Genomic DNA, 22,376 nt, shown 5'->3' on the forward strand with positions numbered 1-22,376 from the left:
TAGCGCCGAGCGGTCGACGCGCGAAGATGCCTCTTACGCCGGGCCGAGCTCGCGCGCCCGCGCCGTCACCAGATCGGCGAGATGCTCGACGGCGAGCGCACCGGCGACCGTACGCTGGATCACGACATTGCGCTTGTCCGTCTCGTCGCGGCGGCGCGACACTAGGCCGAGCTTGCCCATCGAATCGAGCGCACGGGTGATCACCGGCTTGGTGACGCCGAGCCGGCTGGCGAGGCCACGCACCGTATGCGGCGGCAGCTCAAGATAGATCGTCAAAAGGATCGCGGTCTGGCGCACCGACAGATCGGAATGCGCGTCCTGGACCAGGTCGAGATGGACCTGGCGCCAGAGCTTGAGCGCCTGAGACGGCTTGATCTCCAGCGCCATGAGCGCCCGTCCCCCCGATCGTTACGGGGCCGTATCATTATCGCAGCACCGATCCAGTGCAACAGCCGAGGCCAGACAGGCTTAACGCGCCGGGTAGAGCTGCCTGGCGAGCGCATAGGTCAGGCGGGCGCCCTGGCATTCGCCGCCCTCCGGCCGACCGGGCTTGGCCGAGGGATTCCAGCCATAGATGTCGAAATGGGCGTAGGAGGTCGCCTTCTCGACGAAGCGGTTGAGGAAGAGCGCGGCGGTGACCGAGCCGGCGAAGGGGCCGCCGGAGATATGGTTGAGCTCGGCCACCTTGGAATCCAGCAGGGCGTCATAGGCCGGCCAGAGCGGCAAGCGCCAGACCGGGTCGTTCATCGCCATGCCGAGGCGGGCGATCTCGGCCGCGAGACCCTCGTCATGGGTGTAGAAGGGTGGCAGGTCCGGACCGAGCGCGACACGGGCGGCGCCGGTCAGCGTGGCGTAGTCGATCAGCAGCTCGGGCGCCTCCTCATCGGCCAGCGCCAGCGCGTCAGCGAGGATCAGGCGTCCCTCGGCGTCGGTGTTGCCGATCTCGACCCTCAGCCCCTTGCGGCTCGCCAGCACGTCGCCGGGCCGGAAGGCCGAGCCGGAGACCGCATTCTCGACCGCCGGGACGAGCAGGCGCAGCCTGACCCGCAGCTTCGCCTGCATGATCATCCGCGCCGCGGCGATCGCGGCTGCGGCGCCGCCCATATCCTTCTTCATCAGGAGCATGCTGGCGTCGGGCTTGAGATTGAGCCCGCCCGTGTCGAAGGCGACACCCTTGCCGACCAGGGTCAGAAGGGGATCGCCTTCCTGCCCCCAGCGCAGATCGATCAGGCGCGGCGCCCGCGGCGAAGCGCGCCCGACCGCATGGATCATCGGGAAATTACCGGCGAGCAGATCGTCGCCGACGATGCTGGTCACCTCGGCACCGAAGGCCTCGCCGAGCGCCCGCACCGCCGCTTCGATCTCGGCCGGACCGAGATCATTCGCCGGCGTGTTGACGAGGTCGCGGGCGAGCGCAGTCGACTCCGCAAGATTGGTCAATTCCTCGCCATCGACACCGACCGGCAGAACGAGGCGGCCCGGCACGGGCTTCGGCTTGCGATAGCGCTCGAAACGGTAGGCCGAGAGCAGCCAGCCGAGCGCAGCAAGACCGGGCTCGCCGACATCCCCGGTGAGCGCATAGTCGCCGGCCGGCAGGCTGGCGGCGAGGCGTCCGGGCGCGAAGGGATCGCGCCGGCGCATCGTCGCCGGCTCGACGCCGAGCAGGACGGCGGCGAGCGAACCATCGGCCGCCGGCAGGAGCACATGCTGGCCGGGGCGTGCCTCGAAACCCTGCGCCCGGGCGAAAGCACGCGCCAGCGGCGCCAGGCCTTGCCCGAGCTCCGGCCAGTCGCCGGCGGCGACGCAATGGACGGGAATGGCCGGTGAGCCGGCGGGCAGGAGCAGAGCGTGCACGGGCGCAGAACCTCTTGCTAGGGACCCGGGCGGCCCTTGCAGGCGGCGCGAATCCAGCAGGTTAACAGTCCGTTAGGGTTAACGTTTTATCACCGCTGGCAACAGCTTTCCGTAACCGGCGAGGCGATCCGGCCGATGTCCAAGCCCATGTTCCGTTCCCGTCTTCGCCGTTTCGCCGCGGTTTCCCTGGCCTGCCTCGCTCTCTCCGCCTGCCAGATGCGCGGCGGACCGGGCGACGTCACCGGCTCGATCGGCAGCGCCGCCAGCCAGCCGCGCGGGCCGGAGCAGTGGCGCGCCGAGGAGGCGCAATGGGCCGCGCGTTACGAGGCCAATGCCAAGGACCGCAACGCCGCCTTCTATTACGCCAGGGCGCTGCGCGCGCTCGACAAGAACGCCCAGGCGCTCGCCATCCTGCAGGGTGCGGTGCTGGTCCACACCAAGGATCTCGAGCTGCTCGGCGCCTATGGCCGCTCGCTCGCCGATAATGGCCGGCTGAAGGAGGCTGACGACGTGCTCAGCCGCGCCCACACGCCGGAGAAGCCGGATTGGCGCGTGCTCTCGGCCCAGGGCACGGTCGCCGACCAGCTCGGCGAGCACGAACGCGCCCAGCAGATCTACCAGACCGCGCTCAGGCTGGCGCCGAACGAGCCGACGATCATGTCCAATCTCGGCCTGTCGCTCGCCCTCACGAAGCGCCTGCCGGAGGCCGAGCGCGTGCTGCGCGAGGCCGTAGCGGCGCCCGGCAGCGACGCCCGCGTGCGCCAGAACCTCGTTCTGGTGCTGGGCCTGCAGGGGCGCTTTGCCGAGGCCGAACAGCTCGCCCGCCAGGATATGAGCCCGGCTGAGGCGACGGCGACCGTCGCCTATCTGCGTCGCTCGGTCAGCCAGCCCAATAGCTGGGAGATGCTGCGCGGCGGCAAGGCGAAGCCCCAGCGCGCGGGCTAGCCGACGAGGCGCCACCGGGGCCCGGCCGGGCCGGGCTGGATGTCGCATGATCGGAACATTCCGGCCGCCAATGTTCAGGAAACTGAACGCGCAGGCGCTTCGCATTCCCATGCCTGAGGTGCCAACCCGCTGTCGTGGTTGACTTTTCTTCCCGGCGCGAGCCTTGGCACGGTTCTTTCTATTCCCCGGCCCGAACTGGACCGGGTCGCAATGGATCTCGCATTTCTCATCCTCATCGCCTTTGGGCTGGCCCCGCTCGCCGCCTGGCTCGGCGGCCGCTCATCGGCCCTGGTCGCGCTCGTACCCCTGGTGCTGGCGCTATGCTTCCTCGCAATCGTGCCGCCGGTGGCGTCCGGCGCCGCGGTCGGCACGGCCTATAGCTGGATTCCGTCGCTGGGCGTCGCCGCGGCGTTCCGGGCGGACGGGCTCTCGCTCCTCTTCGCGCTGCTGATCACCGGCATCGGTACGGCGGTGTTTCTCTACGCCTCGCTCTATCTGAAGAAATATCCGCGCCTGCCGCGCTTCTATGCCGTGCTGACGCTGTTCATGGCGGCGATGCTCGGCGCCGTGCTCGCCGATGACCTGTTGCTGCTCGTCGTCTTCTGGGAGCTGACCAGCCTGACCTCCTTCCTGCTGATCGGCTTCTCGCCGGAGCAGGCGATGTCGCGCCGCGCCGCCCAGCAGGGCCTGCTGGTCACGGTCGGCGGCGGCCTCGCCATGCTGGCCGGCGTGATCCTGCTCGGCCAGATCACCGGCAGCTATTCGCTCTCGGGACTGATCGCCCGCAAGGATGAGGTCGCGGCCCACGCCCTGGCGCCGACGATCATCTGCCTGCTCGCGGCCGGGGCCTTCGCGAAATCCGCCCAGTCCCCGCTGCATCCCTGGCTCGCCAATGCCATGGTCGCGCCGACACCCGTCTCGGCCTTTCTGCATTCCGCCACCATGGTGAAGCTCGGCGTGTACCTGCTGGCACGGTTGAGCCCGGTCTTCGAAGGGCACGCCACCTGGGTGCTGCTGCTGACCGGCTTCGGCGGCCTGACCATGCTGGTCGGCGCCGTGCTCGCCTTGCGCGAAAGCGACCTCAAGCGCGTCCTCGCCTATTCGACGATCATCTCGCTCGGCACGCTCGTGCTGATGATCGGCATTCCGGGCGAGCTCTCGGCCATGGCGATCGTGACCTTCCTCGTGGTCCATGCGCTCTACAAGGCCTGCCTCTTCCTCGTCGCCGGCATCATCGACCAGCAGACCGGCACGCGCGATTCCTCGGCGCTGGGCGGCTTGCGCCAAGCGATGCCGCTGACGGCGCTCGCTGCACTCGCCGGCAGCCTGTCCATGGCCGGATTGCCGCCCTTCATCGGCTTCGCCGCGAAGGAGCTGGTCTATGAGACCGGCCTGGCGGCGTCGGCGTCCGGGCTGGTCGTCGGCATCGCGCTCCTCGCCAATATCGCCATGGTCGTGGTCGCCTGCATCCTGTCGCTGCGCTGCTTCGCGGGGCCGCGCGTCGCGACCCCCAAGACGCCGCAGGACCCCGGCCTTACCATGCTCGCCGGGCCTCTCGTTCTCGCCGCACTCGGCCTCGTCTTCGGGCTGGCGCCGTGGCTGGTCAGCGACGCGCTGATCCTGCCGGCCGCCGCAGCCATCGCAGGGCGCCCGATCGACTACACCTTGTCGCTCTGGCACGGCTTCACGCCGATGCTGCTGCTCAGCGTCGTCACCCTGGCACTCGGGATCGCCGTCTTCCGGAACGGGACCGGGATCCGGCTCAGGCTCGCCATGGTCGAGGCGATCCCCCGCTGGGGGCCCGATCGCGGCTATGACCGCCTGATGCAGGGCCTGCAGCAGCTGGCCGCGTGGCAGACGCGCATGATCCAGTCCGGCAGCCTGCGGACCTATACCGGCTACACCGTCGCCGTCGCAGCGCTGGCCGGACTTTCGGCGCTGATCTCACAGGGCGGCATGGCATGGCCGGACTTCGCGGCGAGCCGGCAGCCGGAACTCGTCATCGCCGCCCTGCTCGCGGCCTCCACCTTTGCCGTGCTGCGCGCCCGCAACTTCGTCGCCGGCATCGCGGCGGCCGGTCTGGTCGGCTTTGCGGTCGCGCTGCTGTTCCTGTTCCAGGGCGCTCCCGACCTCGCCTTCACGCAATTCTCGGTCGAGGCGCTCTCGATCGTGATCCTGCTCGCCATCATCGGACGGCTGCCGTTCCGCGACAGCGACTACCGCCGGCGCGGCGAGCGGCTGCGCGACGGGGCGATCGCGCTCGCGGCCGGCACCATGGCGACCCTGGTGATGCTCAGCGTGCTGGCCCAGCCCTTCGACGCCCGGCTTTCGGATTTCTTCCGCGCCGAAAGCCTGCCGCAGGCTCATGGGCGCAACCTCGTCAACGTCATCATCGTCGACTTCCGCGCGCTCGACACGCTCGGCGAGATCACAGTGCTCGGCCTGGCCGCGATCGCGGCGGCAGCGGTGATCGCCGGCCTCAGGCGCGCGACCGCTGGAGATGCCCGATGAACTCCCTCATCCTGTTGACCAGCAGCCGGATCGTCCTGCCTGTCGCGATGCTGTTCTCGGTCTATGTCCTGCTGCGCGGGCACAATGAGCCGGGCGGGGGCTTCGTCGGCGGGCTGATCGCCGCAGCCGGCATCGCGGTGCACGGCCTGCCGCGGGGGCGCAACGCGCTGCTGCGCCTGCTCAAGGTCTCGCCCAAGACGTTGATCGGCGCCGGGCTGGCGCTGGCCTTGCTGTCGGGCCTCCCCGGCCTGCTGCTGGCCGAACCCTATCTGAAGCACCAATGGGCCTTTCCCGGCGGCCTGCCGCTGAGCACCACTCTGATCTTCGACATCGGCGTCTATCTGTCCGTCGTCGGCGCGGTGCTGACCTTCCTCGCCTATTATCTGGAGGAGTGACGATGGAACCCGTCTTCGCTCTGGCGTTCGGCGTCCTCGTCGCGGCGTCGACCTATCTGATCATGTCGCGCAATGTCCTGCGGATCGTGCTCGGGCTGCTGGTGCTCGGCAACGCGGCCAATCTTTCGATCTTCCTGGCGGGGCGGATGGGGACGCGAACGCCGCCGCTGGTTCCCGAAGGGGCGACGACGCTCGTCGGGGGCGCCAATCCCTTGCCCCAGGCGCTGATCCTGACCGCGATCGTGATCTCCTTCGCCCTGATCGCCTTCACCGTGATCCTGTTCGAGAGCGCGCATCGCCGCTTCGGCACCCTCGACACCGAGGCGCTGCGGGACGCGGAGCCGAAGCCTGACGGCAAGCCGGCCCCGGCCGCCGCCGCCGCGCCGGTCGCCGGCGACGTTCCCGCCGCGGAGACGGTTCGATGAATGCCCATCTGCTTTTGTCGCTGCCGATCATCTGGCCGCTGCTGGGCGTCGCGCTCTGCTGCATGCTGTGGAGCAGGCCACGCGCCCAGAGGATCACGAGCCTCGTCGTCAGCGCCGGCCTCCTGCTTTCATCCCTCGCACTCCTCGCCGCGACCTGGGACGGCACCGTGCTCGCTACGCAGTTCGGCGGCTGGGCTGCGCCCTTCGGCATCAGCTTCGTCGGCGACATGCTCTCGGCGGCGATGGTGGTCATCACCGGGCTGATGGCGGTCGCCGTCGGAATCTACGGGCTCGCGGGCGATGCCGAAGCGCGCGAAGCGGCCTTCTACCATCCGCTCTATCAGGGCCTGCTGCTCGGCGTGACCGGCGCCTTCCTGACCGGCGATATCTTCAACCTCTATGTCTGGTTCGAGGTCATGCTGATCTCGTCCTTCGGACTGCTGGCCCTCGGCGGCACCCGCGAGCAGCTCGACGCCGGCGTGAAATACGTGACGCTGAACCTCGTCGCGACGACGCTCTTCCTGATCTGCGTGGCCTTCCTCTACGGGTTGACCGGCAGCCTCAACATGGCCGATCTCGCGCGGATCCTGCCGACAGTCGAAAATCAGGGGCTGGTGACGACCATCGCCGTGCTCTTCCTGGTCGCCTTCGGCTCGAAGGCCGCGGTATTCCCGCTCTTCTTCTGGCTGCCGGCCTCCTACCACACCGCCTCGGCGCCGATCGTCGCCATCTTTGCCGCGCTGCTGACCAAGGTCGGGGTCTACGCGATCCTGCGCAGCTTCACCCTGATCTTCGATCTCTCGCTCGGCTTCACGGCACCGGTCATCGGCATCGTCGCGGCGCTGACCATGGTCACCGGCGTGCTCGGCGCCGCCGCGCATTTCGACATCCGCAAGATCCTGTCGTTCCACATCATCAGCCAGATCGGCTACATGCTGCTCGGGATCGCCGTCGCGACGCCGCTCGCGATCGGTGGGGCGATCCTCTATGTGATCCACCACATCATCGTGAAGGCGAACCTGTTCCTGCTGGCCGGCGTGATCAACCGGGCCGGCGGCTCGTTCGAGCTCAAGGAGGTCGGCGGCCTCTACAAGACGCTGCCCTGGCTCGGAGTGCTCTTTCTGGTGCCGGCCCTGTCGCTTGCCGGCCTGCCGCCGCTCTCGGGCTTCTGGTCGAAATTCGTCGTCGTGAAGGCGAGCCTCGACGCCGGCCATGCCCTGCTCGCCGCAACCGCGCTCGCCGTCGGCGTGCTGACGCTCTACTCGATGCTGAAGATCTGGAACGAGGCGTTCTGGAAGGCCGCCCCCGCCGCCAGCACGACCGCGACCGAGCGCTGGCTTGCCGACACCGGCACGCGGCGCGTCATGCTCACCCCCATCGTCATCCTCGCGGCGATCACGCTGACGATCGGCGTGATGGCGGAGCCATTCATCGCCTTCTCGCTGCGCGCCGGCGAGCAGCTGCTCGACAAGAGCGCCTATGTCGAGGCCGTGCTCGGCCCCGGCCCGCAGCGCAGCGCGGAGTGGCAGCCATGAAGCTTCTCGTGAACGCACCTCTCGCCTGGAGCCGACTCAGCGGCCTGTTCCTCAAGGAGCTCGCCTTGTCGGTGAGAGAGGTGACGCTGACCGTGCTCGACCCGAAGCGCGCGAACCGCTCGGCCATCGTCGCCGTTCCGCTCGGCCTGAAGGGCGATGCCGGCATCACCCTGCTCGCCAACATGATCACGCTGACCCCCGGAACGACCAGCCTGCATGTCAGCGAGGATCGCTCGACCCTCTATGTCCACGTCATGAACGTCTCCGACGACAGCGTCCGCCAGATCAAGGACGGCTTCGAGCGGAGCGTGAAGGAGGTGCTGCCATGACTGCCGAATCCGTCCATCAGGCTTCCGTCGTCCTCGCGGCCACGCTGGTGCTGGCCGCGCTGATCTGCGCCGGCATGCGCATCGTGCGCGGCCCGGGCGGGCCGGATCGTGTGGTGGCGCTCGACATGCTGAGCCTGCTCGGCGTCTCCGCCACGGGGATCGCCGTCGTGGCGGCCGGCTCCACGGCGTTCATCGACATCGCGCTCGGCGTCGCGCTGGTCGGCTTCCTGACCACCGTCGCCTTTGCAAGCTTCATCGAGCGCGGCTCGATCAACGAGGAGGAACGCTGACCATGCTCTGGCTATCCTCGCTCTTCCTCGTCACCGGCGCCGCGATCTGCCTGATCGCCGCGGCCGGCGTGCTGCGCCTGCCGGATTTCTTCATGCGCATGCATGCGGCGACCGAAGCCGGCGTTGCCGGCTGCGGTCTCGTCCTGATCGGTGTCGGCTTCGCCTACCCCTCGCCCGACGTCTGGGTAAAGGTCGCGATCGGGGTCGGCTTCCTGCTCGTGACGACGCCGATCGCGGGCCATCTGCTGGCGCGCGCAGGCTATGTCGCGGGGGTGCCGCTATGGAGCGGCACGAGCAACGACGAGCTGGCGGGAACCCTGAAGCGCGGCTCCTTCGATGGTCCCTTCGCGCAGCGCATGCCGCGCCCGGCCGGTGCTGATGCCGCCTCGGTGCGTTTTCGCGTGGTCGTCGCGCTGTCCGCCGGTCCGGGCGGCGAGGCTGTCGCGGCCCAGGCGATCGCACTGGCGAAAGCGAGCGACGCGGAACTTCTGGCGCTCGCCATCATCGACGCCAAGCAGATCGCCAAGATCGGCCCGGTGCCCATTGGCGGCAACCATTATGCCGCGCGTCTGCGCGCATCACGCCTCGAGGAGGCGAGGCGCCAGCTTGCGGCGAGCGTCGAGCGCTTCGAGGCGGCGGCCAGCCATGCCGGTCTCTCTTATGCATTGCAGCTCGAAGAAGGCGATCCAGCAGCGCTGCTCGGAGCGCATCTGCCGCAACGAGGGCTCCTGCTGATCGACGGCCAGGGCTGGTTCGATCACGGTGCCGGCGACGGTGTCGGGGACCCGCTCGGCCATCTGGTCGCGCGGGGCGTCTTTCCGCTTGCGGCCGTCGCATCCTCGCCGGAGGCGATCGAACGGATCGTGTTCCTGCATGACGGCTCGCCGCATAGCGAGCGCCGGCTCGCCTGGTTCCTGGCCAATGATCCGTGGCCGGAGGCGGAACTCGTTCTGCACTGCGAGGAGGGCGCCCATGAGGCGGAGATCGCGCGCGCATCGGCCTTGACCGGGCGACGAGGCAGGGGCTCGGTGCCGGCGGCCGACAAGACGCAGGAACTTCTGGCTGCGCATGTCATCGTGCACGGCAACCAGGGCCATCCGGGCTGGATCAACCAGGCACGGCGCGCAGGCGGCATCGCGCGTTCCGCGCCGATTGTCATCTTCGGCTGAGACGACCAGATTTCCACTCTCTGACAATGGTTCGGGAGCTGGCCCTGAGATTCTCCATCGCCGCGTTGCCGGTCGCGATCCGGCTGCCGCTCGCCGCCGCCGGCATGATCTTCTTTGCGGCCGTGGCCTCGACCCAGGTCGCGCTCTCGGTCATGGCGCGGCAAACCGCGCAGCAGACCGAACTGCTCGGGCAAATCTATCTCGACGGTCTGTCGGCCGTGTTGCTGCCACATGTCCGGGCGGGCGATTCGGAAGCCGCCCGAGCAGCGCTGCATAACGCGCTCTCGTTCCATGAGGGCATCGTCGAGCGTCAGGTCGCCTTCGTCGATGCCCGGTCGGCCATCGTCGTGGCCGCGCGCGGCGAGAGCGTCGCACCCCAGGCCATTCCGAGCGAGGTCGCAACCCGTGCCGCAGGCACGATCAGCGGGCGCGACGGAAGTGCCTGGTTCTGGCGGCCATTGCAGACGGGCAGCGAAGCCTATGGCACGGTGGTGGCGCGGCTCGACGTATCCGGTTTCCAGCGCGACCGGGAGCGATTGCGCTGGCTGCTGCTGGCGGCCGATCTCGCCTTTTCCGGTCTCTGCGCGGTAGCGGGCTTCTTCATGGTGCGCCGCATCCAGCAGCCGGTTGCCCTGATCGCGCAACGACTATACGAGGCGGCTCTCGGGCTCCCGAAGCCGATCGAGGCCGCCGCCATGCCGGTCGACAAGCCCTCCAGGCTGATGTTCCACGCCTTCAACGCCATGGTCCATGCCAGTCGGGAGCGCGAGGACATGCTCGCGCATATGGCCGAGCAGCAGCGCAAGGCCGATCTCGGCCAGCTTGCCGCGGTGATCGCGCATGAGGTCCGCAATCCGCTCGCCGGCATGCGGACGGCGGTATCGACGCTGCGGCATTTCGGCGATCAGGCCTCGGTGCGCGAGGAGACACTCGGCTTTCTGGCGCGCGGCGTCGATGCGCTCGGGCAGGTCGTCGACGCGACCCTGGCGAGCTATCGCCCGCAGGCCGACTGGCGCCAGCTCACGCGGCAGGATCTCGACGATCTGCGCCTGCTCGTGGAAGCCGACAGCCGAGCGCGGGGCGTCAGGCTGATGGTTGAGATCGACCTGCCGGAGAATGTGCCGGTGCCGGCCCTCGAGGTCCGACAGGTGCTGTTGAATCTTCTGCTGAACGCCATTCGTGCGACGCCGCGGGATGGACAAGTCGGGCTTTCGGCACGATTGGAGCAGGCCTCTCTGGTGCTCAAGGTCTCGGATACCGGCGAGGGCATGACGCGCTCCGTGATACGCGCCTACGAGGCCGGATTGGACGAGCCCGGGGGGCCCGGCCTTGGAATCGGCATCGTGATCCGGCTCGTCGAGCGCCTGAACGGCCGCATCGGCATCGAGGCATCGCCGCGCGCCGGGACGACCGTCACGCTGACCCTTCCGCTTCAACCCGAGGAGCAGAAGCCATGACGGAACGCCCCGTCATCCTCGTCGTCGAGGACGATCAGGTCCTGGGTGGCGCCATCGAGCAGCGCCTGAAGCTGGAAGGCTTCGAGCCGGTCTGGGCCCGGGACGTGCGCTCGGCGCTGGTGGCGATGCGGCGTCGCAGCCCGGCCTTCATACTCTGCGATATTCGCCTGCCGGACGGCTCCGGCGAGGACTGCTATCGGCAGGCCCAGAGCTTCCTCGGGACGACGCCGATCATGTTCGTCACCGCCTTCGGCGAGGTCGAACAGGCCGTCCGCCTCGTGAAGGCCGGAGCCGACGACTATCTGACGAAGCCCTACGATGTCGACGAGCTGGTCGTACGCATCCGGGACAGGCTGCGGGGGCGCGGCGCAGTGGCCGGGCCCGTCGAGGTCGAGCCGCCCTCGGACGCAATGGCCGTGCTCGCGCGGCAATTGCAGCGTGCCGCCGGATCGCGCCTTCCCGTGCTGATCGTCGGCGAGACCGGGGTCGGCAAGGAGGTCGCCGCCCGGCGCCTGCATGAGGAATCGCCCTGGTCCGAGGAGCCGTTCGTCGCCGTCAATTGCGGGGCAATCCCGAAGGAGCTGCTCGAAAGCCAGTTCTTCGGCCATCAGCGCGGCGCCTTCACCGGCGCGGCGCAGACCCATGTCGGGCATTTCGAGGAGGCGCGTGGCGGCACGCTCTTCCTCGACGAGATCGGCGAGCTGGACGCCCGCCTGCAGACGGCGCTGCTGCGCGTGCTCCAGGACGGACGTTTCCGAGCGGTCGGGGCCGCACAGGACAGCGCGTTCCGGGGTCGGATCGTCGCAGCCACCAATGCCGATCTCGACGCGATGCGCCGCGACGGGCGTTTCCGTGACGATCTGTACTTTCGCCTCTCCGTCTTGAGTTTCGCCATCCCGCCGCTGCGCGAGCGGGTCGACGAGATCCTGCCGCTCGCCTTGCGCCTTCTGGAACAGGCCGGCGGAAGCACGCCGGGAGGGTTCACCGACGAGGCGCGTCTGGCGATGCTGGGCCATGACTGGCCTGGCAATATCCGCGAGCTGCGCAATCGCATCGAGCGAGCCCGGCTGATGGCCGAACAGGATCTGCTGGGGCCCGCCGATCTGTTTCCGGAAATGCGCCTGTCCGAGCTGCCGAGGCCCAACCTCGCCCGCGCCCGGCTCGATGCCGACGCCGATCAGATCGCGAAGGCGTTGGCGCAGACGAACGGCAATCTCGGCGAGGCCGCGAAGCTGCTCGGCATCTCCCGCACGACGCTGTGGAAGCGCCGCTCCGCGAGCTGAGCGGCGGATCGGAAGCTCCTGCGAAGCGTCGTTGAGGACGGCCCTCCTGCCCGAACAGCGCGCGAGATCCGCTGTTGCTCGAAAGTAACAGCCCAGCACCGTTCGCGATCAGGCACGGGCCGTTTCATCAAGCGGCCGCATTTCGCAAGCCATTGTCGGAACCGAACAAGCACTTCGCGGTCCTGCTTGCCGCTCTCGCCAGACGAGACGGCAAGGCTGCTTCGCCAGGCGGATCTGATCTGCGCGAAGCTCACCTCGAAGCCAGTCGACAACAATATCGTCCAAGCCTCGGTATAGAATTGCCCTGTCCCTCGACCTTTGCCCGCAGTGCCGTCATCGGCCTTCTGATTGCGCTCGCCTCTTCCGCCCAAGCGACACCGTCCCTCCTCGTCGATGCCGACAGTCTCCAGGTCCTCCGGTCCGAGGAGGCCGGCCGCGCCTGGTATCCAGCCTCGACGACCAAGCTGATGACGGCCTTCGTCACATTCGAGCACTTGCGCGCGGGGCGCGTCGCGCTCGGCCAGGACGTCGTCTTTTCACGCAAGGCCCTCGCCCGGGAATCCGTGCAGTCAGGCCTGGCGCCGGGCAGCACGATGTCGCTCGAGGACGCGCTCTACGCGATGCTGGCGGTGTCGGCCAACGAGGCTGCGGCTGCCATCGCCGAAACCATCGCGGGCAGCGAGGCCGAGTTCGTTACGATGATGAACGATGCCGCCCGGCGCCTGGGAATGACGGGCACGCGCTTCGTCAATCCGGACGGCCTCTTCGACCGCAGGCAGGTCACCACCGCCAGGGACCTGGCCCTGCTCGGGGTCGCCATCGATCGCAGCTTCCCGGATTATCTGCGCTTCTTCGATCGTTCCGAAGTCAGCATCGACGGCCGCGTCCTGAAGTCGAGCGACGAGGTCCTCACCCGCTTTCCGGGCGCGATCGGGCTCAAGACCGGCTTCGTCTGCGCATCGGGGCGAAATCTCGTCTCGCTCGCCGTCCGCGGCGAAAAGCGTCTGGTCGCGGTCGTGCTCGGCGCGACGACCGAGAGGGAACGCAGCGAGCGTATCGCCCAGCTCCTGCAACACGGCTTCACGAAAACTGAGGGCGGCAGGCGGACCGCGCTGCGGGCGCTGCCGAACCAGACAGCCTCCAGGCCCGAAGATCTGCGCGCCAGGCTCTGCGGCCCGCAGGCTGCGGCCTATGAACGGCGGCAAAGAAAGCTCTATCCGATGGGACAGCGCGGACACGCCAGCCTCCTGGGCGCGCCGATCGCGCCCAGAACCTGGACGATCCGCACGCGGCGCTCAGCCTTGGCGACCTCTTCGCCCTCCCCTGCGCCGCGCCCCTCCGGCCTGGGCCAGCAATGAGAAGGCCGGGCTGCAGATGGCCGATTTCGACGGCATTGCGACCGCAAATCGTTGCGAGGCCAGCCGCCCACGAAGGCTTCGTCATCCAATCGACACATAATATAAGATAGCAATTTTTTTCTTTGCTTCAAATTTATGCCGCATTTTATTTACATCAACCCCGCATCATGCGTATTATTCTTCGATTCATCGCCGGTATAGCATCTTCTATATCGATTATTGCAGTCTCATGCCTTGCGGCGACCGGGCTTATAATCTGGCATTACTCTAGAGATTTACCCGGCTTCGAAAAATTGCAGGATTACGAGCCTCCGGTTACCTCGCGGGTTCACGCCGCCGACGGACGTCTCATCGGTGAGTTCGCCCGTGAATGGCGGCTCTATCTGCCGATCTCCGCTGTCCCCCGAAGCGTGATCGAGGCCTATATCTCGGCCGAGGACAAGAATTTCTACCGGCATTCCGGCATCGACTTCACCGGTCTCGCCCGGGCCGCGCTCTCGAATCTGCGCAATTTCGGCTCCGGGCGAAGGCCGCAGGGCGCCTCGACGATCACGCAGCAGGTCGCGAAGAACTTCCTCGTCGGAACGCAGGCCAGCCTGGAGCGCAAGATCCGCGAGGCGCTCGTCGCCCGGCGGATCGAAGGAGCCTACTCGAAGGAGAAGATCCTCGAGCTCTATCTGAACTCGATCTATCTCGGCGCGCCGACCCCGGGCCGCGGCAGCTATGGCATCGCGGCTGCGGCATTGAACTACTTCAACAAGTCCGTGCACGAGCTCGAGCTTCGCGAGGCCGCCTATCTCGCCGCCCTGCCGAAGGCGCCGACGGACCTGCACCCTTTCCGCAATCCCGAGCGCGCGATCGAGCGGCGCAACTATGTCATCGATCGGATGGTGGAGAACGGATACGTCCAGCATGCGGCTGGCGAGGAGGCCAAACGACAGCCCCTGGGCGTCACCCCCTATACGGTTTCGCCGAACAACATCGCCGCCGGCTACTTCGTCGAGGAGATTCGGCGCGAGGTCCAGGATCGCTATGGCGAGAAGAAGCTCATCGAAGGCGGCCTGTCGATCCGGGCCACCGTCGACCCCGAATTGCAGCTCATGGCGCGAAAGGCGCTGGTCGACGGGCTGGTGCGCTATGACGAGACGAAGGGCTGGCGTGGACCGGTTCAGAAGCTCGATCTCGGCGATGGCGATTGGGGGCAGGCGCTGGGCGCGCTCAAGGTCCTGGGCGACGTGGCGCCCTGGCGGCTGGGCGTGGTGTTGAAGGTCGCCGGCGATGCGGCCCGCATCGGACTTCATCCCCTGCTCGACGCCGCCGGAAACCTGCGCGCCGAGCGCCGTATCGTCACCCTCGCAAGGGATGGGATCCGCTGGACCAGGCGCGCGCGCGTCTCGCAGCTCCTGTCGGTGGGTGATGTCGTCTATGTCGAGCCCGGCGCGAAAGATCCGGCCCGCGTCCGGCTACGGCAGATTCCGCAGATCAATGGTGCAATCGTGGCGATGGAGCCCTTCTCCGGCCGGGTTCTCGCAATGGTCGGCGGGTTCTCTCACGACCAGTCCGAGTTCAACCGGGCGACCCAGGCGCTTCGTCAGCCGGGATCGGTGTTCAAGCCCTTCGTCTACGCGGCAGCGCTCGACAATGGCTACACGCCCACGAGCCTGATCCCGGACGAGCCCGTCGCAATCGAACAGGGCGCTGGTCTCGGCACCTGGCGGCCGAGAAATGCCGGACGGGCCGGCGGCACCGGTCCGCAGACCCTGCGAAACGGAATCCAGCGTTCCAAGAATTTCATGACGGTGCGGCTCGCCAGGGATATCGGCATGCCGCTAGTCGGCGAATATGCCCGGCGCTTCGGCGTCTATGACGACATGCCTTTCGTGCTTTCGGGCGCCCTGGGCGCGGTCGAGACGACGGTGATGCGCATGACCGCCGCCTACGCCATGCTGGTGAACGGCGGCAAGCGTATTCGCCCGACACTGGTCGACCGGATCCAGGACAGACACGGCAGGACGATTTTCCGGCATGATCGCCGGAGCTGCCCGGGCTGCGCGGCGACGCGCTGGGCAGGCCAGGCCGAGCCGAAGCTGACGGACCGCTCCGACCGGGTCATCGATCCCCTGACGGCCTATCAGATGGTCTCGATCCTCGAAGGCACGGTGCGGGCCGGTACGGCAAGGATCGTGCAATCGGTCGGCAAGCCGCTGGGCGGCAAGACCGGCACGACGAACGGCGCCAAGGATCTCTGGTTCATCGGCTTCTCGCCGGACCTGGCCGTCGGGGTCTATATCGGCCATGACAACCCGACCCCGCTCGGCGCCTCCGCCTGGGGCAGCCGGTATGCCGCGCCGATCTTCCGCGATTTCATGAGCGCTGCCCTGCACGGCAAGCCCGGCGTCCCGTTCCGGGTCCCGACCGGGATCAAGTTGATCCGCGTCGATCCGGGCTCCGGCCTGCGCACCAGCGATGGCGGCATTCTCGAAGCCTTCAAGCCGGGCACAGCGCCTGCCGAAACCGCCCTTCCGCGCTTCTCGGACAGCCTGCCGGCCGGGCAGCAGGACCGCGCGGCGCTGACCTCCGGCTCCGGGGGGCTCTATTGAAGCCGCGGGCGGACCGGGGCAAGCCGCGCGCCGTGCGGTTGCCGGCCTCAGGAATGCATGATCGCTCCCTTTGCGATCACGATGTTCGGTAGCTGGCGCTCGACGATGATCTGCGGCGGATGCGCCGCGTCGAAGGCGATCAGGTCGGCGCGTGCGCCAACCTCGACCCCGCCCTCTCCCAGCCCGGCGACCTGCGCCGGGATCGTCGTGACATGGTCGAGCAGCGCGGCGATGTCCTCGTCGCGCCGCAGCCCGAAGCGGTAGCTCGCGAGCATGGCCCGATCGACCATGCCGATGACGGAGGAGGGGTTCCAGCAGTCGCGGATATTGTCGGAGCCGAAGAAGACGTCGACGCCCAGTTCGCGCAGCTTCGGGATCGGCGGGCAGCGATCCCCACCCGGAACGCTGGACAGGATCGAGACCTTTGCCTCGCGCAGGCCCTTCGCGGTCGCGTCCAGCCGGGCGGGGTCGGCATCGGCGAGGGCAAAGGCGTGGCTGATCGTCGTGCGCCCCTCCAGGCCGGCGGCGCGGGTGCGGGCCACGATATCGTCGATCTCGGCAAGGCCGATCTCGCCACCATCGTGCAGATGGATGTCGAGCCCGCGCCCATAGCGTTCCGCCAGGCCGAAGATGACGTCCAGCTGACCCTTCTGGTCGCCATCGATGCCGACGGGATCGAGCCCGCCGATGAAATCGGCGCCCATGCGCAGGGCTTCCTCCAGGTATCCGGCGGCGACCGGGCAGGTCACGACACCGCTCTGGGGAAAGGCGACGATCTGGATCTGAACCCGATCCGCCCAGCGCTCGCGCAGCTCAAGCACCTCCTTCAGCGTATCGAGCTTTGAGACCTCGTCGATGTCGACATGGGTCCGAAGGCTGGTCGTGCCGAGGCGCAGCGCGGTCTCGAGCAGCTTCTCGGCGCCACGCTCCACAAGCGAGGCCGGATTGGCGCGGCGATGCGCCTTCTCGTCTTCGATACGCGCTCGGATCGAAGGGGCGGAGCGATGCGGTCGCCAGGGCATGGCCAGCAGGGTCTTGTCGAGATGGACATGGCCGTCGGTCAGGCCCGGCAGCACCAACTGGCCACCGAGGTCCAACTCCCGGCCACGCCGCACGGGATCGCCGGCGGGACGCAGGGCAGCGATCCTGCCGCCGGAGATATCGATGGAAACCAGACGGCCGTCTGCAAGCCGGGCTCGATTGAGGGTCAGGTCGGAGGTCGCGCTCATCAATATCTCGCATTGAAGCTGCGGAAGCCCGTTTCGGGCGCGGGCATCGGCCAGTCCCGATAGAAGGCCTGCAGATAAGGGTGCAGAGCAGTCGCCAGAGCGCGGCGAGCCTGTTCCGCTTCGGTCGGCGGGCGCTGCAGCGCGGTCTCGAGTTCGGCGAGCACCGCCTCCTTGTCGATCGAGGCGAGCTTGCCGTCGCGCAGCACCGCCCTTCCATCGATCAGGACATCGCGGATCATGCCGCATTTGGCTCTCTGGACCAGAGCCGAGACGATGTCGGTATCGCCATCGAGATAGGGCCGCGACAGCAAGGCGCCGTCGACGATGACGATGTCAGCGGCCCGGCCGACTTCCAGCCGGCCGATCAACGCGCCGAACCCGGTGGTCGCGGCGCCGTTCTCGGTCGCCATCCGGAAGATCTGGCGCTCCGACAGCGGCTCGAAATCATGGCCCGGCGAACGCTGGAGATTCCAGGCGACGCGCATCTCCTGCAGCATGTCGCGGTCGTCGTTGATGCCGGCCTGGTCGATGCCCAGCGCCACCGTGATGCCGGCCTGCTGGAACTCCTTCACCGGCGCGACACCGCTGCGCAGGCGCAGGCCCGAGCTGGCATTATGGCAGACGCAGGTTCCGGTGCTCGCCAGCAGATCGATATCGGCTTCGGTGCACCAGATGCCGTGGCCGATCGTCATCTTCGGGCCGAGCAGGCCGAGATCGGACAGGTGCCGGACCGCGCTGCCGCCGGTGTCCATCGCCGCGAAATGCCGCTGATAGGGTGTCTCCAGCAGATGCATGTGCAGGCCGACATCATAGCGCTCCGCCAGCTTGCGCTGGGCGACGAGGCTTTCGAGCGTGCACCATTGCAGGTTCGCCGGCGCGAGCTGCACGCAACTCAGCCCGTCCTCGGCCATGCCGAAGCGGTCATGCAGGGCCTCGAAATGCGCCGCGAGCTCCCCGACCGCGCTTGGCGTCGCGGAGATCATGCCCTCGAGAGGCGCGCGAAGCTCGCGGGGCAGCGATGCCAGGAAGGCCTCCTGCGCGCCGTAGACGAACCTGTTCCGGTCGCGCCACATGAAGGAGTAGGAGGCGCGCATGCCGATGTCGCGATAGGCGCGCATGATGGCGTCGGGCGCAGCGAGCCAGCCCTCGCGCGGCCCCGTCGGCCCGCCATGGATGTGCTGGACGGCGGTGACGCCGGACTCGACCATCTCGATGGCCGAGTAGAGCGTATCGAGATAAGGGTCGACCGTTCGCCAGCCGATGAAGCGCGGCAGCCAGAGCTCGAGCGGCAGGAAGGGCGTGCCATGCTGGAGCGGGGTGAGCCCGGTATGGTGGTGGGCGTTCACCAGCCCCGGCATCACGATGTCGCCGGCCGATCCGAAGACCTGCGCCGCGGGATGGGCGGTCGACAGCTGCTCGAAGGAGCCGAACCCGGCAATGCGGCCCCCTGTGACCAGCAGCGCGCCGCCCGCATGCAGTTCCGCCCGGTCGTCGCCGTCGATACCGCACAGGATATGCCGCCCGCGCACGATCACCGGGCCGGCGTGGTCCGCCAGTTCCTGCGATGACATGCCCGTCATTCCCTACGAAAGGCCCGGCAATCGGCGGTTCGCCATCCGACCTGCACCGAAGCGTCGCGGGCGAGGCTGACCGGCACCTTCATCGGGTCGCCCTTCGCGATCAGCTCCTGGCCGCCGAGGCTGAAGACGACGCGCGTGGCTTCGCCGAGATAGACCAGCCGTTCGACCTTGAGCGTGAAGGTATTGTCTGCCGCCTCGGGAGCCAGGCTGATCCGCTCCGGACGCAGGCAGAGCACCGCGCGATCGCCGACCGCGAGCGGATCGATCGCGGTCGCCGTCACGAGGACCTCCGGGGCCAGGCGAACGGTGACCATGCGCTGCGCGCTCCCGACGATTTCCCCTTCCAGCGTGTTGTTCTCGCCGATGAAGCCGGCCACGAAAGCGTTTGCCGGGCTTTCGTAGAGTTCCTCGGGAGGGGCGAGCTGCTGGATCCGGCCCTGGTCGAAAACGGCGATCCGGTCGGACATGGTCAGGGCCTCTTCCTGATCATGCGTGACATAGACCATGGTGACGCCGAGCCGCTCATGGATCTGCTTGAGCTCGTACTGCATGCGCTCGCGCAACTGCTTGTCCAGCGCACCCAGGGGCTCGTCGAGCAGAATCAGCTCCGGTTCGAAGACGAGGGCGCGCGCCAGCGCGACGCGCTGCTGCTGGCCGCCGGAGAGCTGGGCCGGCATCCGTGCGCCGAACGGCCCGAGCTTGACCATATCGAGCGCCGCCGTGACCCGCTGCGCGATCTCGGCTTCGGCCATCTTCCGCGCCCGAAGCGGATAGGCGACGTTGTCGGAGACGGTCATGTGCGGAAAGAGCGCATAGTTCTGGAAGACCATGCCGATGCCCCGCTTATAGGGAGGCAAAGCAGTGATCTCGCGGCCCTGCAAGGTGATCCGGCCATTGGTCGGGGCCTCGAAGCCGGCGAGCATCATCAGGCTCGTGGTCTTTCCCGATCCGGACGGTCCCAGCAGCGTCAGGAACTCGCCGCGGGCGATGTCGAGATTGAGATCCTTAACGACCAGCGACTGGCCGTCATAGCTCTTCTGGACATGCGAGAAGCGAACCAGAGGCTCGCTGGCCGGCGCGGCGTCGGTCGCCATGGCTTGGATGCTCATGAGTTACTCCGCCCAGAGGGGCAAGGAAGGGGGGAAGCGCTCGGACACCGTCCGGCCGAGGATGTCGTGGCTGGGATGAGCGTCCCAGACCGCCCGGCTCGATGCGGCGACCTCGGCGAGAATCTCCGCCTCGTCGGCGACGAGCAGGCGCCCGTCTTCGACCAGGACCTTTCCGTCGACGATGACGCTGCTGACGCGATCGGGCCCGGCCAGATGGACCAGCGCCCTGATCGGGTCGGGATTGGCTCCGAACGAAAGCGAGCGCGGATCGACCAGGACGATATCGGCCTTCGCGCCCGGCTGCAGGCGGCCGAGATCGGGGCGGCCGAGCGCCGACGCGCCGGCGAGGTTGCTGGCCCGGAAGACATCGGCGGCAGCGCCCGCCTCGAAATTGCCATCGGCGAGCTTGTTCATCAGCGACGCCATCCGCATTTCCGCGAACATGTCGAGCGGATAGGTGTCGGTCGCGAGCGCGACATTCACACCGGCGCGGCGGAAGCGGTCGAAGCTCTCGAGGGCTATACCGCGGCGCGCGAAGGCCACCGGCGAATGCGCGACGTTGACGCCTGCCGCGCCGAGGATCGCGATGTCGTCCTCGACGGGATAGCCGATGGCGCTGTGCGTGGAGATGTAGACGCAGTGCGCGAGGATCGTGCCGGCGTCGAGGACGCCCTCCTGCGCGAGGCACTGCACCGGGGTCAGGCCGGTCTGGCCCATCGTCTCGTAGAATTCGCGGTGCTGCTCGACGAAATGCAGGGTGAAGGGGACACCAAGGGCGTTGGCGACCTTCTTGGCCTGCTTCCGCAGCTCCGGCGTCGAGAGGTAATATTCATCGAGCGCGACGAGCCCCGAGACGCGCGCGTCTGCCGTTTTCGGCAGGCGTTCGATGAAGCGAGCCGTGGCTTCGAGCGACTGGAAGCCGGCTTTCGTATCGAGCTCGCTCGAAACCTTGCCATCCTCTTCCAGCCAGTAGCGCCCGCCCGTCACGACAGGGCTCCAGACCAGCCGGATGCCGAATTCCCGAGCGGTCTCCAGCATCATCTCGCCATCCCGCGGACCGGCCGGGGCGAAGGCGACCACGGTCGTCACGCCATGGCGCAGCAGCGAGGCGAAACCGTAACGCAGCGAGGCCCGCGCATCCTGGGGCGCGAGAAAGCCGGGGCGGCCGACGCGGTTCTGGGGCAGGAAGTGCAGGAAGCTCGACCTGACGAACTCCCTGCGGCCGCCATCGACCAGAAGGCGCGGGCCCTCATGCGCGCCGATATGGGCATGCGTGCTGATCTGCCCGGGTATCGCGATCAGCCCGCGCGCATCGATCCTGCGCTTGGCCTGGCCCGCGAAATCCTTGCCGACAGCCAGGATCTTGTCGCCGGCGATGGCGATCGAGCCGGCTTCCAGATAGCGATGCTGCTCGCCGTCGAAGGCGACGACCAGGCCTCCGGAGATGACGAGGTCTGCGGTCTCTTCGGTCATTGCTCTGCTCCTGCCGGACGCCGCATCCGCTCCGAGCGGGCCCGGAGCCATTCCATCACCAGCATCAGGACGACCGAGACCAGCAGCAGCACGACGGCCGCAGCGGTGATCGTGGGGGAGATGTTCTCGCTGACGCCGCTGAAGATCTGCCGCGGCAGCGTGCGCTGTTGCGGGCTGGTAATGAACAGGGCGATGACGAGCTCGTCGAACGATGTGACGAAGGCGAAGACGCTGCCCGAGGCCACGCCGGGCGCGATGATCGGCAAGGTCACCGTCCGGAACGTGCGCAGAGGCGAGGCCCCCAGGCTCGCGGCGGCCCGCGGCAGATTGGGGTCGAAGCTCTGCAGCGTCGCCGAGACGGTGATCACCACGAAGGGCAGCGCCAGCGCGACATGGGCCAGGATCAGGCCGATATAGGTGCCGACGAGGTTGACCGCCGCGAAGAAATAGAAGGCCGAGACCGCGATGATGACGACCGGCACGGCGATCGGCGTGACCAGCAGCGCCATGACGAGGGGCTTGAGCCGGAACCGCGCGCCGTGAAGCCCGAGCGCCGCCATCGTGCCGAGCAAGGTCGCGACGATCGTCGTCACGATGCCGACGAACAGGCTGTTGAGCAGCGCGCCGGTCCAGAGCGGGCTGGTGAAGAACTCGCGGTACCATTGCAGGGACCAGCCCGGGAGCGGAAAGACCAGGAGCTGGCCCGCCGTGAAGGACAGCGGGAACACGACGAAGATCGGCGCGACCAGGAAGACCAGGACCGCGACGGCGAAGGCGCGAATCCCGCCGAGAGCCAGCCGCTCGATGAAGGGGGTGGAAGAACCGGATCTCATC

At 67.9% G+C, this 22,376-nt stretch carries 19 protein-coding genes; 12 read left to right on the forward strand and 7 right to left on the reverse strand.

Going from position 1 to position 22,376, the window contains the following annotated elements:
- Positions 1–33: 33 nt before the first annotated feature.
- Complete coding sequence (locus tag AC3RCC_RS01515) at positions 34–387, reverse strand: MarR family transcriptional regulator (RefSeq protein ID WP_291640285.1); 354 nt, start codon at positions 385–387, stop codon at positions 34–36.
- Between the two features lie 81 nt (positions 388–468).
- Positions 469–1,854, reverse strand: coding sequence for a leucyl aminopeptidase family protein (locus AC3RCC_RS01520; protein ID WP_291640283.1), 1,386 nt, complete (start codon positions 1,852–1,854; stop codon positions 469–471).
- 135 nt (positions 1,855–1,989) lie between these two features.
- Between AC3RCC_RS01520 and AC3RCC_RS01525 the strand changes: the two genes are divergently transcribed.
- The 12 genes from AC3RCC_RS01525 (at position 1,990) to AC3RCC_RS01580 (ending at position 16,151) form a co-directional block, all read left to right on the forward strand.
- A complete protein-coding gene (locus AC3RCC_RS01525) occupies positions 1,990–2,799 on the forward strand; it encodes a tetratricopeptide repeat protein (protein ID WP_291640281.1) in 810 nt (269 codons plus the stop codon).
- Positions 2,800–3,009: 210 nt separating this feature from the next.
- Entirely contained in the window at positions 3,010–5,310 is a 2,301-nt protein-coding gene (mbhE, locus tag AC3RCC_RS01530) for a hydrogen gas-evolving membrane-bound hydrogenase subunit E (RefSeq protein ID WP_492257382.1), read from the forward strand.
- Complete coding sequence (locus tag AC3RCC_RS01535; protein WP_492257383.1) at positions 5,307–5,705, forward strand: MnhB domain-containing protein; 399 nt, start codon at positions 5,307–5,309, stop codon at positions 5,703–5,705. The genes mbhE and AC3RCC_RS01535 overlap by 4 nt, the downstream gene beginning before the upstream one ends.
- A gap of 2 nt (positions 5,706–5,707) precedes the next feature.
- The gene (locus tag AC3RCC_RS01540; protein WP_492257384.1) at positions 5,708–6,130 is read left to right on the forward strand and encodes an NADH-quinone oxidoreductase subunit K; all 423 of its coding nucleotides are present in this window, start codon (positions 5,708–5,710) and stop codon (positions 6,128–6,130) included.
- Positions 6,127–7,665, forward strand: coding sequence for a Na+/H+ antiporter subunit D (locus AC3RCC_RS01545; protein WP_492257385.1), 1,539 nt, complete (start codon positions 6,127–6,129; stop codon positions 7,663–7,665). Before AC3RCC_RS01540 ends, AC3RCC_RS01545 begins: the two co-directional genes overlap by 4 nt.
- Positions 7,662–7,994, forward strand: coding sequence for a Na+/H+ antiporter subunit E (locus AC3RCC_RS01550; RefSeq protein ID WP_291640271.1), 333 nt, complete (start codon positions 7,662–7,664; stop codon positions 7,992–7,994). Before AC3RCC_RS01545 ends, AC3RCC_RS01550 begins: the two co-directional genes overlap by 4 nt.
- The gene (locus AC3RCC_RS01555) at positions 7,991–8,284 is read left to right on the forward strand and encodes an MrpF/PhaF family protein (protein ID WP_291640268.1); all 294 of its coding nucleotides are present in this window, start codon (positions 7,991–7,993) and stop codon (positions 8,282–8,284) included. Before AC3RCC_RS01550 ends, AC3RCC_RS01555 begins: the two co-directional genes overlap by 4 nt.
- A 2-nt stretch (positions 8,285–8,286) precedes the next feature.
- On the forward strand, positions 8,287–9,453 hold the full coding sequence (gene mnhG, locus AC3RCC_RS01560; protein WP_492257386.1) for a monovalent cation/H(+) antiporter subunit G: 1,167 nt from the start codon (positions 8,287–8,289) through the stop codon (positions 9,451–9,453).
- A gap of 26 nt (positions 9,454–9,479) precedes the next feature.
- On the forward strand, positions 9,480–10,910 hold the full coding sequence (locus tag AC3RCC_RS01565) for an ATP-binding protein (RefSeq protein ID WP_492257387.1): 1,431 nt from the start codon (positions 9,480–9,482) through the stop codon (positions 10,908–10,910).
- The gene (locus AC3RCC_RS01570) at positions 10,907–12,193 is read left to right on the forward strand and encodes a sigma-54-dependent transcriptional regulator (protein ID WP_492257388.1); all 1,287 of its coding nucleotides are present in this window, start codon (positions 10,907–10,909) and stop codon (positions 12,191–12,193) included. Before AC3RCC_RS01565 ends, AC3RCC_RS01570 begins: the two co-directional genes overlap by 4 nt.
- Before the next feature lie 299 nt (positions 12,194–12,492).
- Positions 12,493–13,551: a D-alanyl-D-alanine carboxypeptidase family protein gene (locus AC3RCC_RS01575; protein ID WP_492257389.1), complete on the forward strand. Its 1,059-nt coding sequence runs from the start codon at positions 12,493–12,495 to the stop codon at positions 13,549–13,551.
- A 167-nt stretch (positions 13,552–13,718) separates the two neighbouring features.
- Positions 13,719–16,151, forward strand: a complete 2,433-nt coding sequence (locus tag AC3RCC_RS01580; RefSeq protein WP_492257390.1) for a penicillin-binding protein 1A — start codon at positions 13,719–13,721, stop codon at positions 16,149–16,151.
- Positions 16,152–16,198: 47 nt separating this feature from the next.
- Here the strand turns inward: AC3RCC_RS01580 and AC3RCC_RS01585 are convergent, their stop codons facing one another.
- Genes AC3RCC_RS01585 through AC3RCC_RS01605 form a run of 5 tightly spaced genes read right to left on the reverse strand, consistent with a single transcriptional unit; the run spans position 16,199 to position 22,375 of the window.
- Positions 16,199–17,380 (reverse strand): amidohydrolase, encoded by a 1,182-nt coding sequence (locus AC3RCC_RS01585; protein WP_492257391.1) that lies wholly within the window; start codon positions 17,378–17,380, stop codon positions 16,199–16,201.
- Positions 17,380–18,951 (reverse strand): amidohydrolase family protein, encoded by a 1,572-nt coding sequence (locus AC3RCC_RS01590; RefSeq protein ID WP_492257392.1) that lies wholly within the window; start codon positions 18,949–18,951, stop codon positions 17,380–17,382. Before AC3RCC_RS01590 ends, AC3RCC_RS01585 begins: the two co-directional genes overlap by 1 nt.
- Before the next feature lie 5 nt (positions 18,952–18,956).
- Entirely contained in the window at positions 18,957–20,069 is a 1,113-nt protein-coding gene (locus AC3RCC_RS01595) for an ABC transporter ATP-binding protein (protein ID WP_492257393.1), read from the reverse strand.
- A gap of 3 nt (positions 20,070–20,072) precedes the next feature.
- The gene (locus AC3RCC_RS01600) at positions 20,073–21,542 is read right to left on the reverse strand and encodes an amidohydrolase family protein (RefSeq protein WP_492257394.1); all 1,470 of its coding nucleotides are present in this window, start codon (positions 21,540–21,542) and stop codon (positions 20,073–20,075) included.
- A complete protein-coding gene (locus AC3RCC_RS01605) occupies positions 21,539–22,375 on the reverse strand; it encodes an ABC transporter permease (protein ID WP_291648007.1) in 837 nt (278 codons plus the stop codon). Before AC3RCC_RS01605 ends, AC3RCC_RS01600 begins: the two co-directional genes overlap by 4 nt.
- Position 22,376: the final 1 nt, after the last annotated feature.

It is taken from the genome of Allobosea sp. GW823-FHT01F03 (assembly GCF_058798075.1).

Coding starts and splice junctions, on each gene's coding strand:
- AC3RCC_RS01550 (WP_291640271.1), top strand. CDS start 7,662: ATGAAGCTTCTCGTGAACGCACCTCTCGCCTGGAGCCGACTCAGCGGC.
- AC3RCC_RS01525 (WP_291640281.1), top strand. CDS start 1,990: ATGTCCAAGCCCATGTTCCGTTCCCGTCTTCGCCGTTTCGCCGCGGTT.
- AC3RCC_RS01600 (WP_492257394.1), bottom strand. CDS start 21,542: ATGACCGAAGAGACCGCAGACCTCGTCATCTCCGGAGGCCTGGTCGTC.
- mnhG (WP_492257386.1), top strand. CDS start 8,287: ATGCTCTGGCTATCCTCGCTCTTCCTCGTCACCGGCGCCGCGATCTGC.
- AC3RCC_RS01585 (WP_492257391.1), bottom strand. CDS start 17,380: ATGAGCGCGACCTCCGACCTGACCCTCAATCGAGCCCGGCTTGCAGAC.
- AC3RCC_RS01565 (WP_492257387.1), top strand. CDS start 9,480: ATGGTTCGGGAGCTGGCCCTGAGATTCTCCATCGCCGCGTTGCCGGTC.
- AC3RCC_RS01595 (WP_492257393.1), bottom strand. CDS start 20,069: ATGAGCATCCAAGCCATGGCGACCGACGCCGCGCCGGCCAGCGAGCCT.
- AC3RCC_RS01590 (WP_492257392.1), bottom strand. CDS start 18,951: ATGTCATCGCAGGAACTGGCGGACCACGCCGGCCCGGTGATCGTGCGC.
- AC3RCC_RS01605 (WP_291648007.1), bottom strand. CDS start 22,375: ATGAGATCCGGTTCTTCCACCCCCTTCATCGAGCGGCTGGCTCTCGGC.
- AC3RCC_RS01580 (WP_492257390.1), top strand. CDS start 13,719: ATGCGTATTATTCTTCGATTCATCGCCGGTATAGCATCTTCTATATCG.
- AC3RCC_RS01570 (WP_492257388.1), top strand. CDS start 10,907: ATGACGGAACGCCCCGTCATCCTCGTCGTCGAGGACGATCAGGTCCTG.
- AC3RCC_RS01535 (WP_492257383.1), top strand. CDS start 5,307: ATGAACTCCCTCATCCTGTTGACCAGCAGCCGGATCGTCCTGCCTGTC.
- AC3RCC_RS01515 (WP_291640285.1), bottom strand. CDS start 387: ATGGCGCTGGAGATCAAGCCGTCTCAGGCGCTCAAGCTCTGGCGCCAG.
- AC3RCC_RS01540 (WP_492257384.1), top strand. CDS start 5,708: ATGGAACCCGTCTTCGCTCTGGCGTTCGGCGTCCTCGTCGCGGCGTCG.
- AC3RCC_RS01545 (WP_492257385.1), top strand. CDS start 6,127: ATGAATGCCCATCTGCTTTTGTCGCTGCCGATCATCTGGCCGCTGCTG.
- mbhE (WP_492257382.1), top strand. CDS start 3,010: ATGGATCTCGCATTTCTCATCCTCATCGCCTTTGGGCTGGCCCCGCTC.
- AC3RCC_RS01555 (WP_291640268.1), top strand. CDS start 7,991: ATGACTGCCGAATCCGTCCATCAGGCTTCCGTCGTCCTCGCGGCCACG.